Source organism: Rhizobium sophorae (assembly GCF_013087515.1).
Classification (GTDB): domain Bacteria; phylum Pseudomonadota; class Alphaproteobacteria; order Rhizobiales; family Rhizobiaceae; genus Rhizobium; species Rhizobium sophorae.
The window spans coordinates 22,858-38,385 of record NZ_JABFCN010000062.1 but is presented as its reverse complement, the minus strand read 5'-3'; the positions used below and the strand labels follow the sequence as shown (position 1 = coordinate 38,385).

14 protein-coding genes and 1 pseudogene are annotated in these 15,528 nt (G+C 55.6%); 10 read left to right on the top strand and 5 right to left on the bottom strand.

Features of this window, described 5'->3' with window-relative positions:
- Nucleotides 1-2: 2 nt before the first annotated feature.
- The 5 genes from G9X64_RS31810 (at nt 3) to G9X64_RS31790 (ending at nt 5,240) form a co-directional block, all read left to right on the top strand.
- Nucleotides 3-1,658 (top strand): FAD-dependent oxidoreductase, encoded by a 1,656-nt coding sequence (locus G9X64_RS31810; RefSeq protein ID WP_171378167.1) that lies wholly within the window; start codon nt 3-5, stop codon nt 1,656-1,658.
- 195 nt (nt 1,659-1,853) lie between these two features.
- Nucleotides 1,854-2,297: a hypothetical protein gene (locus G9X64_RS31805; protein ID WP_171378166.1), complete on the top strand. Its 444-nt coding sequence runs from the start codon at nt 1,854-1,856 to the stop codon at nt 2,295-2,297.
- Between the two features lie 286 nt (nt 2,298-2,583).
- Nucleotides 2,584-4,179 carry a sensor histidine kinase gene (locus tag G9X64_RS31800; RefSeq protein ID WP_171378165.1) on the top strand — a complete coding sequence of 532 codons (1,596 nt, stop codon included), beginning with the start codon at nt 2,584-2,586 and terminating at the stop codon, nt 4,177-4,179.
- Complete coding sequence (locus G9X64_RS31795; protein ID WP_171378164.1) at nt 4,160-4,789, top strand: response regulator transcription factor; 630 nt, start codon at nt 4,160-4,162, stop codon at nt 4,787-4,789. The genes G9X64_RS31800 and G9X64_RS31795 overlap by 20 nt, the downstream gene beginning before the upstream one ends.
- 79 nt (nt 4,790-4,868) lie before the next feature.
- Complete coding sequence (locus G9X64_RS31790; RefSeq protein WP_171378163.1) at nt 4,869-5,240, top strand: response regulator transcription factor; 372 nt, start codon at nt 4,869-4,871, stop codon at nt 5,238-5,240.
- Between the two features lie 24 nt (nt 5,241-5,264).
- On the opposite strand, the gene G9X64_RS31785 is transcribed toward G9X64_RS31790, so the two are convergent.
- Nucleotides 5,265-5,630 (bottom strand): winged helix-turn-helix transcriptional regulator, encoded by a 366-nt coding sequence (locus G9X64_RS31785; RefSeq protein ID WP_125849383.1) that lies wholly within the window; start codon nt 5,628-5,630, stop codon nt 5,265-5,267.
- A 119-nt stretch (nt 5,631-5,749) separates the two neighbouring features.
- Here G9X64_RS31785 and G9X64_RS31780 point away from each other — a divergent pair, with 119 nt between their 5' ends.
- Nucleotides 5,750-6,736 carry an MDR family oxidoreductase gene (locus G9X64_RS31780; protein WP_171378195.1) on the top strand — a complete coding sequence of 329 codons (987 nt, stop codon included), beginning with the start codon at nt 5,750-5,752 and terminating at the stop codon, nt 6,734-6,736.
- 80 nt (nt 6,737-6,816) lie between these two features.
- Nucleotides 6,817-7,551 (top strand): hypothetical protein, encoded by a 735-nt coding sequence (locus G9X64_RS31775; RefSeq protein WP_171378162.1) that lies wholly within the window; start codon nt 6,817-6,819, stop codon nt 7,549-7,551.
- A 30-nt stretch (nt 7,552-7,581) separates the two neighbouring features.
- Here the strand turns inward: G9X64_RS31775 and curA are convergent, their stop codons facing one another.
- From curA to G9X64_RS31760, 3 genes are all read right to left on the bottom strand, one after another.
- A complete protein-coding gene (curA, locus tag G9X64_RS31770) occupies nt 7,582-8,613 on the bottom strand; it encodes an NADPH-dependent curcumin/dihydrocurcumin reductase (protein WP_376766414.1) in 1,032 nt (343 codons plus the stop codon).
- Nucleotides 8,614-8,854: 241 nt separating this feature from the next.
- Nucleotides 8,855-10,105, bottom strand: a complete 1,251-nt coding sequence (locus G9X64_RS31765; protein ID WP_171378160.1) for a YncE family protein — start codon at nt 10,103-10,105, stop codon at nt 8,855-8,857.
- Between the two features lie 266 nt (nt 10,106-10,371).
- Nucleotides 10,372-11,562, bottom strand: coding sequence for an adenylate/guanylate cyclase domain-containing protein (locus G9X64_RS31760; RefSeq protein WP_171378159.1), 1,191 nt, complete (start codon nt 11,560-11,562; stop codon nt 10,372-10,374).
- Between the two features lie 969 nt (nt 11,563-12,531).
- Between G9X64_RS31760 and G9X64_RS36865 the strand changes: the two are divergent.
- The 3 genes and pseudogenes from G9X64_RS36865 (at nt 12,532) to G9X64_RS31750 (ending at nt 13,832) form a co-directional block, all read left to right on the top strand.
- Nucleotides 12,532-12,736, top strand: a pseudogene (locus tag G9X64_RS36865) (hypothetical protein).
- Between the two features lie 311 nt (nt 12,737-13,047).
- A complete protein-coding gene (locus tag G9X64_RS31755) occupies nt 13,048-13,317 on the top strand; it encodes a hypothetical protein (protein ID WP_246271103.1) in 270 nt (89 codons plus the stop codon).
- A gap of 152 nt (nt 13,318-13,469) precedes the next feature.
- Nucleotides 13,470-13,832 carry a hypothetical protein gene (locus tag G9X64_RS31750; protein ID WP_131618756.1) on the top strand — a complete coding sequence of 121 codons (363 nt, stop codon included), beginning with the start codon at nt 13,470-13,472 and terminating at the stop codon, nt 13,830-13,832.
- A gap of 39 nt (nt 13,833-13,871) precedes the next feature.
- Here G9X64_RS31750 and G9X64_RS31745 read toward each other — a convergent pair whose 3' ends face one another.
- Nucleotides 13,872-15,404, bottom strand: a complete 1,533-nt coding sequence (locus tag G9X64_RS31745) for a TIR domain-containing anti-phage reverse transcriptase (RefSeq protein WP_171378158.1) — start codon at nt 15,402-15,404, stop codon at nt 13,872-13,874.
- Nucleotides 15,405-15,528: the final 124 nt, after the last annotated feature.

Genomic DNA, 15,528 nt, shown 5'->3' with positions numbered 1-15,528 from the left:
TCATGGCAAATTCGAATAATCGCGCGGAACAGATGTTTCCAGTCTTGAGCCCGACGCAGATGATATCGGCCCGGAGGTTCGCCAGCGGGGAACCTCACCACTTTTCTGCAGGCGAGATAGTGGTGCATTTCGGCGAAAAAGACGCGCCAGTCTGGCTGGTGCTTGAAGGAAGCTTGGACGTATTTCGACACGACGGCCTTTCGCATGAATTGAACGTGGTGACCCATTCGCCCGGCCAGTTCACAGGCGAGGTCAGTCAACTGGCAGGTCGACCTTCATTGGTGAGAGGCGCCGCCGGTGCGGAGGGGTGCGTTGCGCTACCCTACGACGGATCACACCTCCGGGCGTTGGTTATTGGTTCAGCCGACATTGGCGAATTGGTGATGCGAGCCTTTATCCTTCGTCGAGTTGCTTTGATCGACACCGGAGGTGCTGGTTCCATCCTAATTGGCACCCCTGGAAGCGCCGCAATCACTCGTCTGCAGGGATTTCTCACGCGCAGCGGCTATCCTCACTTGGTTCTCGACGCCTCAGCGGACGAGAGTGGCCGTGAGCTAGTCAAAAAGCTTGGCGTCTCGGCCGACGCCTTGCCTGTCATGGTTTGCCCTAGCGGCAGTGTGCTCAACAATCCAAGCAATCAGGAAGCCGCTCTTTGTCTTGGGATCACACCGGACATCAACACGGACGTCCTGTACGACGTTGCAGTCGTCGGGGCAGGCCCCGCTGGATTGGCTACATCGGTCTACGCCGCATCCGAAGGCTTGAAAGTGATAGTGCTGGATGAACGAGCTGTTGGCGGCCAAGCCGGGGCGTCGGCTCGGATCGAGAACTACCTTGGCTTTCCAACGGGAATATCGGGACAAGCTCTCGCTGGCAGAGCGTTCAACCAAGCCCTCAAGTTTGGTGCAGAGATCGCGCTGCCAATCGAAGTTCGAAAATTCGTGCCCGCATCAGATGGTTATCACTCCTTGGAACTGGATGACGGTCGGTCCGTTCGGGCCAAAACTGTCGTAATCGCGTCAGGTGCTCGGTACCGCCGACCAGCCGTCGCGGACATTGATAAATTCGAGGGATCGGGGATTTGCTACTGGGCCACATCTGTTGAAGCCCGCCTCTGCCAAGGTGAAGAGATCGCGCTTGTTGGCGGCGGCAATTCCGCGGGACAGGCGGTCGCCTACCTGGCGCCGCAGGTAAAGAAGCTGCATCTCGTTGCCCGCCGCCCCCTGGAAGAAACCATGTCTCAGTATTTGGTGGACCGCATCGGGCAGCTACCAAATGTCGAAATACATATGGGCTGCGAGATCGACGCTGTATCCGGCGACACCCGCTCTGAGCTTTCTGGAGCCGTCGTAAGGAACAACGCGACGGGTGAAAAGCGAGATCTCGAGCTGCGCCATATGTTCCTCTTCATCGGCGCGGATCCCAACGCCGGGTGGCTGGTCGAGCATGTGAAGCGCGATCGCTCTGGCTTTATTCTCACAGGCCCCGAGACTACCGGCGCCAACGACGGTCAACGCACATCTCTTGAAACTAGCCTTCGAAATCTTTTCGCGATTGGCGACGTCAGGTCCGGTTCAACGAAGCGCGTCGCTGCCGCTGTCGGTGAAGGCGCAGCCGTCGTATCCCAAATCCATGCTGCATTGAAGGCATTCGCCTAACACACAGGTGGCTCGACGACCATTTTATCTCAGGAGGCCGCTCCGATCGCGGCTGAGAAAAGGCTGGAGCCGTCGACATGAACCGGCGCCATACCCCGTCGATCCGGATGCAGGACCTGGGGTCTTCTTGACTGCATGAAGAGTCGACGCACTTTGTCCTTTGTCTGCTGACGTTCATTGCCGGAGAGGTTCCCGATGCCGAAAAGCACAAAAAAGGAGCTGCCGAAATTTCCTTGGCCGGAGGTCGAAGTGGGAGATTGGGCTGGAGAATTCGCCCAACGCCCATCCGGCTCCATCGGCCAGCACATCCAACCTGGACCTCCGGAGATGTCAGTCGAATTTACATACCTCATAGTGGGCGCGGTCGTGATCTCGCCTCGCACAAAAATGCGGTGGCCTGCGGTCGTTTCGTTCTGGGTACGCACTCCGCTAACGCCGCAGCGCGTCGAAGCTGGGTTTATGTTCAAGTCAGAAAACATGCCGTCCTTCAACCTTGGGCTTGAGGTCACAAGGCAGCAATTTACCGAAATGGTGTGGTTCTTTAGCCAGAAACTCCTGAACAACTTCTATTTCAACGTCGGGCACGGAGCCGAAAACCATTGGCCAGTCAAAAGCTGGGGTGCCAGCTTTCAGCTGTAGCCCTGTAAACACAAGCCCGGAGATAGACCCACACCCGTTGTTGGCGGGTAGTTTTTCCGCTCGTCGCATGGAATACGATCCGACTTCCGAATTCGGGTCCTCTGAAGACTTCGGAAAACACCACATCGGGATTGATGACTGCCGGATCGTACAATACTTCGAGAGACGGCCCGTTACGGATCCATCGATCCCGACAATCGTAGAAACGTTACCTTAGACCACAGTACAGGTGACATCGCCGTTGAGAGTGGTACGATTCTTGCGGATTGGGGGCTTTGCGATCGGGATGACATCAACACACTTTTTCAATGGTCGAACGGACAACGGGTACGGCACCGTCCTTGCTGCTGTGGCGCTGGTTCTTGCTGGGACCATCTTTTACATCGACACATTCACCAAGATTGAAGGCGCAATCGCGGTCCTCTATGTAATCGCTCTCCTTCTACTTGGGGATATCCTAACTGCCCGTGGCCATGTGACCGGGTGCGTGGTGGCGGTCGTGCTTGCTGCCGCGTCCTACGTCTACGCTCACAGCGACGCGCTTATCGACCTGCAATCGTTGCTTCGGCTCAGCGTCGCTCTGGCCGCACTAGTCATCACGACGTCTCTGCTGATGCGAAATGAAGCGTCACGGTCCGAGCTAATCGCCACTAACGCCGCACTTCGCGAGAGCGAGAGTAGATATCGAGCTATCTTTGACCGCACGAAAGTTGCACTCTGGGAACGCGACTACTCCTCTGTTCGAGAGATTTTGCTCTCGCTGAAGGCTCAGGGGGTCGACGACATTCGAGAATATGCGCGACAACAGCCAGAAATCGTCGATAGATGCGTCGCCGCGGTTCGTACCGTGGCGGCGAACGAGGCGGCGGTCGAACTATTGGGTCGAAATGCAATTGATCAAACGCCGGGATCGCTGCGACGGATCCTGCCGCCCGGCGATGAAACCTTTCTTGACCTGCTGGAAGCAATGTTCCAGGGGCGCCGCTCATTTTCCGACAGCGTGACTGTGGTCGGTGACGATGGCGAAAAGAAGCTTGTTCTTCTAACGGTCAGCTTTCCGGAGGATGCCACCGCGTTCAACCGCGTGGTCACGGGCATGGTAGACATCACACAGCGTGAGCTTGCTCAAAAGGCGTTGCAGGATGCGCGAGCAGAACTTGCGGCATCGTCGAGAACAGCCGCGATCGGCGCTCTCTCGACATCGTTGGCCCACGAGCTTAACCAGCCGCTTGGCGCGATCATTGTGAGTGCACAAACGCTGGTCAGATGGCTGGACCGCGATCCACCCGATCTTGCAGCCGCTAAGCGGGCAACGGACCGGATTGTTCGAGATGGCGAGCGAGCAAGCGAGATCATCAAGCAAACACGGAGCAGGATCGAACAGACACAGAGCGAACCAACGAGCGTGGACCTCGTGCATCTAGTCGAAGAGACGTGCGCGATCATGGAAGCAGAGTTTGACGGACATCGGGTGAAGCACAAGATCATCTCTTCCAAGTCCGTCCCGCAGGTCATCGCCATGCGGATCGAGCTCCAGCAGGTTCTGATCAACCTCGTAACGAATGCAATCCAGGCTCTTGCCAACTCCCAGCAGGCGAACCCGCAGGTGAATATCGAGGTCCGCCCCGGGGATGGCGATCAGGTCGTGATCTCAGTTGCCGACAATGGTCCCGGCATCGCGGAAGACGCCGTTGATAAGCTCTTCGCACCTTTCTTCACCACCAAAGAGACGGGGATGGGAATTGGCTTGTCTGTCTGTAAGAGCTTCGTAGAGGCGATAGGCGGAAGATTGACCGCTCGAAACAACGCTTCGGGCGGCGCGGTGTTCGAACTTTCTCTTCCACTGGTCGGAGCTAAAAAGCATGAACCGCAATACGCATGAGCCGGTCGCACCGACGGTCTATTTGTTGGATGACGACCACTCGATACGTGAATCTTTGAGCGATCTGTTTCTATCCGTCGGCATCCCTGCCCGAAGCTTTGGATCTTCTAAGGAATTCCTTGAGGGGGCAGACATCGCAGCGCCTGGCTGCATCCTGCTTGATGTCCGACTTCCTGGGGTGAGCGGGCTGGATTTTTATCGCGAACTCAATCGCATTGGTAGCAAGCTACCCGTGATTTTCCTCACCGGGTACGGCGATATTCCGATGGGCATCCAGGCAATGAAGGACGGAGCAGTAGACTTTCTCACCAAGCCATTCCGCGACCAGGACGTCCTTGACGCGGTGACCGTCGCATTGGCGAGGGATGCGGCGGCTCGAGAAGCCGTCGCCGCCACCCAGGATGTCCGGCGGCTGTTGGAAAGTCTGACACCGCGAGAACGCGAGGTTTTAACAGCAGTGAACAAGGGATTGATGAACAAACAAATCGCATACCAGCTGGGCATCAGTGAGGTGACGGTGAAACTGCATCGCGGTAGCGTTATGAGGAAGATGCAGGTCCGAACGCTCGCAGATCTCCTCAAAAAGATGCACCAAATCACCGGAACCTAGACCCAGGTGTGGTATCGAAGCGCTCGGCGAGAGCGCATAACTCAATTCGTGTCCAACTTTCACATTCAGGCTTCCGAAATTGCCCATTTCCAAGACTATCGCAGTCGTTGACGACGATCTTGCCATCCGCGAGGCACTCGACGACCTCATGGTGTCCTGTGGATACGAGAGCCGTTTATTTTCGTCAGCCGAAGACTATCTTGCGGCGCCTGATCGCGAGAATGTTGATTGTATGCTCCTAGATGTCGACATGCCCGGCGGCTTGAGCGGCCTGGATTTGCAAAAAATCCTGAGCACGGATCAAAAGCGGCCGCCGATCATTTTCGTCACATCGTATCTTGACGGACGTACTAAAGCCCAGGCGATGGAAGGCGGAGCATTTGCATTCCTCGGCAAGCCCGTCGACGTGAAGGCTCTCCTAGCCCATGTGGAATCCGCGCTGCTGTTATAAGAATGCTGATCTGGAAACCTGTTTTCAGGCCTGACAGTGAGGTTCGAGCGGGGGCAGCTTTTGCTGCTCAAGCCGGTAACGCTCACCCCAGTCCCGCAGGCTCAACATTACGGGCGCTAGAGTTCGCGCCAAATCGGTCACCTCGTACTCTACGCGCGGGGGAACAACCGGGAAAACGTGGCGTGTCACCAATCCATCCTCTTCAAGCTCACGCAGTTGAAGTGTGAGCATGCGTTGAGTCGCGCTCGGGATGAGCCTCGTGAGTTCCATAAACCGCTTCTTTCCCATCAGAAGATTGAAGAGGATCAGAGGCTTCCATACACCGCCGATGACAGACAGCGTCAACTCGACCGCACAGTCGCTCTTCGGATTTAGGCGTTTAGGTCTCACAAGATCCTCCGTGGGCGATACTTACAAAAATGGTAGTATGAGCTATAATTGTGGGTTCTTTCAATGATCGCCGCAAGCCCCTAAAAGTCATGGCAATTATCAATCGAAAGGAACGTACCATGACATTTCGGGCTATCCTTGCTAATCGTGCTACCGACGGCGCCGTCACGACCTCGGTCGAAGTCTTGGATGATCGGATACTTAACGATGGGGACGTGAAGGTTGCGGTTGAGTGGTCGAATGTGAACTACAAGGACGCGGTCGCTATCCTGACCCCTCGGATCATCAAGTCCTTTCCACTAGTCCCGGGCATCGATTTTGCTGGCACTGTCGCAAGCTCGCGCGACGGCCGTTTCAAAGTTGGGGACAAGGTTGTCGCGACTGGATGGGGGCTCAGCCAAGATCATCACGGAGGCTATGCGCAGCAAGCAAGCGTCAAGGGCGATTGGCTGGTAAAACTGCCAGGGTCGATCAGCACGCGCGATGCCATGGCAATCGGAACCGCAGGCTTTACGGCCATGTTGAGCGTACTTGTGCTCGAACATAGCGGGATCAATCCCGAGCGTGGAGACATCCTTGTGACTGGCGCGTCCGGTGGCGTCGGTTCTGTTTCGATCGCCATCCTGGCCGAGTTGGGCTATCGGGTGACTGCTTCGAGTGGCAAGTCCGTTGAGGCTGACTACCTGAAGTCGCTCGGTGCTTCCGAAGTTATGGATCGAGCCCTGCTCTCGGAGGACGGTCCGCCACTGGGGGCCGATCGTTGGGCGGGCGCTGTCGATGCGGTCGGTGGCAAGACCCTTGTAAATATCTTGAGCCAGACCAGGTACCGCGGTGCCGTGACAACCTGCGGCTTTGTAGGCGGAATGGAGCTTCCAGCTTCGATATTGCCCTTTATTTTGCGGGGTATCACTCTTTGTGGGATCGATTCCGTCAATGCGCCACAGTCTCTACGTGAGGTAGCGTGGAAACGCTTGGCGACCGATCTGGATCTTAGGAAACTCGGCTCCATGGTGAGCGAGGTCGGGCTTGATGAAGTCAGGGGCGTTGCCGAAAACATGCTTCAAGGCAAGGTTCGCGGCCGTACGCTAGTCGACGTGAACCGCTGAGAGACTCGACAGGTGCACCAGGTTGTGACCATACTCGCCCTCGGGTTGAAATTCACTGAACTTCGTCGGGGGACGTTTTCATGGACCTTCTCATCAACCGCAGGGGGGTGCTGTTAGCGGTGCCCGCCGGATTGTTGTCGAGCTGCGGGCTAGGTGCAAACACCGCAGATGTAAGCCGGACTGTCGCATTCGAGAGCCTTGTGCGGCAGATAAAACATGACATTGGGACCTATATATACCGACACCAAAATGACAAATCAGCAGTGGGAAGCGGGAAAGTTTGCGCTGGCGCGGTGGATTTCATCGTATCGAAAGTAGCGATAACGGTCACTGCTAAAGTCGATCAAACAACGTCCGGAAGTGGTGGACTGCAGGTCCCAGTAAACCTTGCAACATTGGACGGCAGTGTCGGCGTATCTAGGGTGTTGAACGATACGATCACCACGAAGCTTTCAATTTTCCCGTTAACAGCGGCAGCCGATGCCGAGATCGAAGACGAAAGCTCGAAGAAACAGCGCATCATTAACCCACCACCGGCGCCCCCGGAGTTTCGCGGAACGCCAATCGCGGACGCGCTCGACAAGCTTCGGCAGGATCTTATCGCAACTTCTGACACCGCACCGTGCTTCAATTTTGGCCAGGGTGAACAGAACGACAATACGGTTCAGTGGGCCTTCAGCGTTTCCGACAAAATTGAAGGAAGCGGCAAGTTTACCCTCGTCCTATTTTCAGTAGGCGCGGATGGCTCGCGTACAAAGACTTTCGCAAACACGATTGATGTTACCTTTATCGGAACAGGCGAAGGTTTCGGCTGAGAGGCACCGCAATGTTAGGATGTAGATAGGTTATCGCGAGCCAGAAGAGACTCGAACGAGAAGCTTCCCAAAGTTTTTGCCCGAAAGCATCCCGATGAATGCATCGGGCGCGTTCTCCAAGCCGTCAACGATATCTTCGCGGTACTTGATCTTCCCTGACGCAACAAGCGGTCCGATTTCCTGCCGGAAGGCGGTATAGTGTTCCTTGACGAACTCGGTGTTGATGAAGCCTCGCATCAGCAGGCTTCGTCTCAGCACGGCGGACATCGTGGCAGGCAGCTTGTCATGGTCTGATGAGCTCGCACCGTTGTAGTTAGCGATCAACCCGCAAACGGGGACACGTCCATAAAGGTTCATCAGCGGCAGAACGGCGTCCCACACCGGACCTCCAACGTTTTCGAAATAGACGTCAATACCGTCTGGGCATGCGTTTGCGAGATCGGACGCAAAACCCTTAGATCGATGATCGACAACTGCATCGAAGCCGAGCTCGTTTCTCACATAGGCACACTTCTCCTGGCCGCCCGCGATGCCGACGGCCCTTGCACCTGCTAACTTCGCGATTTGCCCCACCAAGGATCCTACCGGCCCTGAGGCCGCGGCGACAACAACCGTCTCGCCCTTTTTGGGCTGCCCAATCACTTTCATGCCGCTATAAGCCGTGAACCCCGGCATTCCGAGCACACCGATGGCCGTGGTCACTGGTGCTCCGTGGGTATCGACATGCTGTATGGACTCCCCGTTTAGAACGGCGTCCGTGCACCATCCAGTCCGAGCACGGACGATTTCACCAGGTTTGAAGTCCTGGTGTCTGGAGCGAGTCACTTCGCACACCGTCTCTCCCTCCATGACGCCGTCGATCGCCACTGGCGCGGCATACGATTTCGCGTCGCTCATGCGGCCGCGCATGTAAGGATCTAAAGAGAGGTAGAGCACGCGAAGTGCCACTTCGCCTTCCTGCACTTCGGGCAACTCGCGGTCTTCAAGCCGGAAGTTCTTCGAGGTTGGGGACCCTGAAGGTCGGCTGGCGAGGACGATCTGTCGTGCAGTGGTCATGGGCATTTCCCTCGTGAACTCGATTACCGACCGATAGATTGCATCATGTCGCCAGAAGGCAAGACCTCAGAATTGAGTTACAGGCCCGCCAGATTTTGCGCTGGCGCTGCGGTGCTGAAACCTTACTTAGGTCAAAGATCAGCGACGAATTCATTAGCGTCAGAAAACACCACCGCAGCAATACCTGGCGGAGAGGTCGACTTTCAACCAGCACGCGACTCTCGCTTTATGGTGATGAAAACGGCACTTATTCGGCCACGGCATATGTAGCCACAATCGTTCCACCCGTGACGAATGCGGACTTACTGTCAGCGGAGAATGACAGGCCTATCGGCCCCCAACCCGGCTGCCGCACTTTCTGAATCACTTTACCAGATGTCATCGAAATCAATGCAAGTGCGGCTCCTTGCTCGTCCGGGAGCGATATCAAACCCCAGCGGCCATCTGGGCTGACGGCCGGATGCAGACTCCGGGAAAAATACGAAGCAGTGCCAGAAATCGTCCATTTCACGAGACCGGTTGGGAGGTCCCGGAATTCAGCGATCATTCCCGATTGTGGTATGGGCTGGGGGCAACGGTCTGATAGTTCACACACCCAACCCGTCGCGCTCAAATTGCCCATCATCAGGACGCTCGAGGCATCGCTCGAAAGAACGAACGGCGACCACTGAGCAGTCTGCGGCAAAGGAACGATTTTCGGTGATTGGCCTTGAACCCAGAGCAACCATTTGCTGGGTCCCCATTTCACGAGGACGTGTGCCCTCCCGGATGGGTCGATCTTGGATTTAACAGCTTCCAGGCTTCTTTGATCGGCTAGCCCTGGCACGTTTGCCTTTTCCACGGCTTGTAAAATCGCTCCCGTATTAGCGTCAACGAAGGCAAGCGTTTGCTTATGCTCTTCTTCCTTTTCGTCGTCACGCTCGTACATCCCAAAGCCCGCGAGTGCTAACCCCGAACCATCGATCCAGTAAAGCTCATCGAGTGCGCCACCTGGATGAGTGAGTTCGGGCAGCTTCGCCTGTGAGCCATCCACGCGAAAGAGATATGGCCGCAGAGAACTATACGTGACGCTGCCTGCCACGGTCGTCTCACGCTTCACGCCGATAACTGACGAGGAGTCATCCAGCCATGTAAAGGGAGCCGTCAGTGTGAAGAGGTCTCCAGGAAGTTTTTCATTCACCGTATGAGCGCGACCACCACGCGTCACATCACCGAGCCACAAACCTTTCCAGGAACCGAACGCGTAAACAAGCTCGCCGTCTGGCGACAGCGCAGGCGGGACCATCCTCGGCCAACCTTCGGGGATCGGCGTGCACCGCAAGGTCTTCAACTTCATCGGACCGGCGGGCGTCGGCTCAAGCATGGCGAGAGTGGGACCCCAATTGTCGCCGTAGCAGCCAATCTGTTCAGGAGCAGCGATGACCCCATCGACAGCCCCAAATGCCGCGATTGCTGATCCTATGGTAACGGCAATTACTGACGCTGCTTTCAAATTCATCCAATCCCCGCTCCAAGCCAATTCGCATACATTCCGCTGTTACCGCTGGTGTTTCAAGGCTTCCTTGCTCGCCGCTAAGCCACTAGCTGTTCCAAATAATTGTTTCCGGGACTTCGCAAAGGCAACCTAGCAGGTCAGCAATCAAATGCCTTCTCAGCTAGCGTCAATAAACCTAGATAGGTGGTTTCCCTGATCTCGGACAATCTTAACGGAGAGGGGCAACGTGGGACGGAACACCGGTTACGAACCTGGAGTTCCGAAGTCCATCAGCCGAACGTGAAGACCTCGATGGGCTTCGTTACACCTCGAAGCTCAAATGATCCCAGCCCCTCCATCCGCGCGTCCTTCCCCACGGCCTCAACGAAATCAGCGGACAGCAGAACCGTCTTCTTGATGGTCTTAGTAAGCTTCTCCAGCCTCGAAGCGATGTTCACGGCGGGTCCGATGACGGTGAAATCCAACCTCTTTCGGGATTCAATATTGCCGTACATGACATCACCAACATGGACCCCCATTCCATACCGCAGCGCCGGATGGCCCTTTTGAACGTGGAGGTCATTCATCGCTGACATGTTCGCTCGCGCCTCGGTAACGGCTGCCAAGAGGGACTCACAAGCCTGCGGATTGCTCAAAGGAAAAATAGCGAGTAGGCCATCACCCATGAACTTAAGAATTTCGCCGCCCTTCTGCTCGATAGGGTCCGATACGGCGTCGAAATAGCTGTTTAGCAATTCGATGACGTCGTCGCGCGGCCACATGTCAGAAATTGACGTGAAGTCGCGCAGATCGCATATCAGGACTGCAGCACGAACGGTTGTGCCGCTCCCTCGCCGGGTCGCACCAGCCAAGATCTGTTCGCTGGCATGCGGGCCGACATAAGTCTCCAAGAGTGTTCGAGCCAACCGGTTCTTGAGCCTGATCTCGCTCACTAGGGCTAGCGCAGGCAAGATATCCTTGAGAAGCTGGATATCTGCCTCCGAGAAACCGCCAGCTCCGTCACTGGCGAATGTCACAGATTGCCTTTTCCCGAGCGTATGCTCCACGCCCAAGGCGAGGTAGTCGGTGAGACCTTCCTCCAGAAGTTCATCGTAGACCGGATACCACGGCGCCTGGCCGCGCCTCTCTGAAATTCGACGGCGGACAACATCGGCACCCTCGTCCAACTCCCGAATTGGACTGTTTTGATAACGGCCGGTGTCTTCGATCCCGTAATCAAAGGTGATGATCGCGGCCTTGCTATCGCCTATCCGCCATAGGATTCGTGCTCCCTGCCACTGCGGATTGTAGGTGTTCAGAAACAATGTAGCTCTAGCGACAGGCGTCCCGGCACTTCGAAGACGCTCGCAGAGTTCCGTGAAGATGTCGTCGATGAAGCGCTCGCGACTGGTGCCGTTGACCAGCCATTCCATTGTTTCATCACGGTTATGTGGCCAACCGATAGGTTTGTATTCCGACATGATGTGGTCATTTCAAATGAGACGAGGAACCAACGAACCCTACTCGCACGCTTCTGCGTCAAGGCCCGCGCCGCATCCCTACCTCGTTTTCCTGACCTCGACAAAGGAGAATTCTGGTGAGCTTTATCCTCTGAAGGCAGGAGATAAACGCGCGGTTTAACATCAAGTGACCTGAGGGTCGCCCGCTCCAAGTAGCCGAAGCAGCCAAGTCCGGAGCGCGTACGTCACCCAATCCGAAATCATCGTCAATCGGGATAAGGGCTTTTCTATCCAAATCCATTGACGGAGAACGTCATCTGGTAGCTGAACAGACCTTCCATCTGGCAAACCTACGGCGGTTCCGGGAAAGGTTCGAGCGGTTGACAATGCTTTCTCCCGTTGACCGGACGGTCGACATTTTCTATGACCCCGCCGCCGTGCTCCTCGAGGCGGCAAAGGGAGGGCCTGGTCTGACGAGGGATCAGGCCTTTGCCACTCGACTTGGGTGACATGACCAAAAAAGGTGCTGCGCCACTACCGCTGGGAACAACTGACGAGCTTGGAGGCTGCCCTCCCCTTAAACCACTTATTCCAATCGGCGCCCCGTCCTCGATCGCGAGGATCAAACCATTCGCCCCCGAACTTCGCCCATGAAGGCTTCGGCGCCGACCTTCGTGGCGAAGCAATGTATGTTGTAATGCTGATCCTCGTGAAAGACTGTGTGACCCCGGCTGCAGCGCATTAGCCGATTGCAGTAGAGAGCCTGTTCCTCGCCAAGTTTGCCTTTAGAGAGCTCAGCTAGGAGCGCCACCTGGAACGGCCATCCTCGGTCAATCGCCGCAGGGGTCAATTCGCCTTTCCGTCGCGCCATGACTGCTTACTCCCTTTCTGAGATGTGCGCGAAGCCATACAGCGACGCCTGTTGACTCCAAAGCGGAAGAGAACATAATGAGAACACTCAAATAGTTCAAAGGGTATGTGGGCGGTTCAATGTCCGTTAAGTTCGCGACTCCATCGGCAGAATTAGACTACGAAGTTGAGGCAGCACTCGCCTTCCATGACGACGATGCAAAAGCGACTGTCGCCACATTGCTCAGCGACATTAAGCATCTGCGATTCCAGCTTGCCCTCGCTCAGAGCGCAATGAGTCGGCATGACTCGGGGCTGGTCGCCCAAATTCGATAGGGAGGCCTAGATGCTGGATAAAACCAGACCATCCCGGCCAAACTTGGAAACCGCCTTCAAGCGATGGTGGGATGGACAGCCTGCTTCATACCGCAACCGCATTGACGCTAGCGCAGCCAGGACAAGCTTCCGCGCAGGATATGCGACTGGCCGGAACGCTGATTTGGACAGGTACGTATTCACCGCCGGACGCCTTCGCATCACGGTGTGGGGTTCAGGTATGCTCGACGCCAAACGAAAAGCATTGGCGGAAGCTGAATTTCGCGCAGCCAAAAATGGATGGCCCACGCCAAAAGGCGGCTGGGTCCTAAAGGAGCTTAGATGAGCGGCACCGATCGTCCCACTCTTCAACGAGCCCCTGTCCTGATCGCGAGGAAGTGTCACTGCGGCGACTGGGCTGGCTTTCGCTTCGGCAAGTCAGAGCAGCAGGAGTGGTGGTGCTGGAAGCACTATCCTTACAAGACGTCTGCTCGGCTGGAGGCAGCTGAGATTGCCGACATGCTTTCAAACAATGGAACGAAGAGCGCCAAAGGCATTCTGACCGGGGACAAATTCGCAACGAAGAAGGCCGAGCTCTTGCCTAAGATTTGATACAGAGCCGGATACTGGCGAGTAATCTTGCTGGGGCGCAAGCCTCGTCCGCTGAGACTGAGATTTTGACGGTCTCGCGCGTAGAGTGACGGCCGTCTTATTGAATTCAGCTTCGGAAATCACGATCTCCAGGTGGTGATTGGAGCCCGACAATGCTTTACCTCTGCCTCGCCATCTGCGCCATGTTTCTGACCTTCGCCATTGGGCGCTACCTCTCCGCGAAAACACGCCTGGTCGAGAAGACCATTGACGAAACGATTGCCCGCAAACTTTCGGCCTCCCCGATTAAAACTGAGCTCTCCCGGTTGAAGGAGGAGAACGGGGTGATGCGCAATCTGCTGACTGACATGGTGGAAAACGAGGCCTCACTTGCCCAGGCGTCGTATATGTCCGAGGCCGACAAGGCCCGTGCGATCGAGGCACGCACGACTCGTCGTCGAGAGATCTTTGGTGAAGCTCTATTAGTGCTACGGCGTCCGAGAGAGCGTAGCGCCTCCCGACAACTCAATATCTAAGGCTGAGGAAGCCTATATGGACAAAAGGCATCCTCGGTCTCAGCCACTTAGGTCGTTTTGCTGCGATTGCTTGTCTTGAACCCTCTTCAAGATCTCATCCGCCACCGAAGTTACGAACTGGTCCTCTTCAGTAGGGTCTGACGGCCATGTCTTGTACAACGTCTCGTTCAGGAGTGGATAATTTTCCTCAATAGAAAAATCTCCATCGCAAATCGGAAGGATTCGCCCTCTGCGATTTACGTTCATCGCTATGGCAGAGTTGAGCTCTTTGTTAGTCCACCCTTTGCTGGAGAACGTCTTGGAAAGGAAAGGGACGAAATAACTCGACTTCAGCAGGCCATGATTGATCTTCTCTACGATCGTATCTCCCCATTCGATGCTGTCGGCGTCAAAGAAAACCTTGATTCCATAATATTCAAGCTTGTTCTTAAGGATGCGTACTTTCGGTTTATCTTCACTCGCATGAGAGAGAAAAACGTCAAATTCCCGCACCATTTCGGCATAGGCCTCAATCCATGTCGTACCTTTGAAGCCGCTCAGGACCGCCATCTTGCATAGTTTCGCAGTAACCGGATCGTCCCCGCCCCGCACCTGAGAGATATATGAGAGCCATCCTTCAATGTGCTGCCAGAAATGCACTGGGCTCTCGGTAGTTTTCAGCCAAAGCTTGGCCGCTTTCTCAGGACCATGAACGCGAGCGGAATGCAATTTCATTCGAAGCAATGAGATGTCACGCCGCCAAACGTTGGCACCGCGATTGACGATCAAGCCGGTTACCTCCTGTCGCTCGCTCGCTAAAAGAATACGCGTCTTCTCATCATTTATCTCAAACCGAGCGGACCGGAATGCTTCCAGAACGGCGCCACCTAGATCCACCGTTCTTGGACCGTGCATCGGTTCCCACCCACGGACGACCGACGGAGGGACTGCCTTCTGGCTCGATGAGAAGGTAATGTCGTCGGCATAGCGCGAATACCGAAGCCGCTCTTTGACGGCGATGGCTAGCAGCTTCTTGTCGAGGTTATGCGCGACGATGTTCGCGATAACAGGCGACGTCGTGGCTCCCTGCGGAAGGCCGTCCTTAAAAGTGGTGATCCTGGCGAGGATCGTCGCTACCCTATCGTTGAAGCCAAAGTAGCTCGACATAAACAGGCCACGAACACGCGCAAACCCGATGGATGGGAAGAAATCCTTGATGTCGATGTTCAACACCCATTTCTGACGCTCGTGATACCGCGCATTTGTTAAGAACGATTGCCCTTTCACATATCCTTTGACGAACGGCTTCGGCTCGTATTTGTCTCGAAGTATCGCCGCCAGTCTGTCCTGGGCCAGCGCCAGGCCTCTAACGGGCTTGGCGATGTGCCTCATGCCGCCTTTCTTTTTTGGAATCTGGAATTCCTTGTAATATCGGCCATTGTCCGCGTTCTGGACCACGTAAAAGAACTTTGAGGGTTCTAGTCCAAGGGAAAAAGCGACATCCGTGACCGAATGGGCCATGCGAAGTTGCAGAAGCGCATTGTTGATTGGTGTTTCCCGCGTTTCCAAGGCTTGGCCCTCGCTCTTTACCATTCCCGTGGTGCACCGTTTGAGCAATCGCCCGGCCCGCGCGGTTGTGTACTGACGTCTCAGCGAGTTGCCGTGAATTCACCGGCACAAATTAGAGGGCCAAGCCTCAATTACATAGGTCTTATGT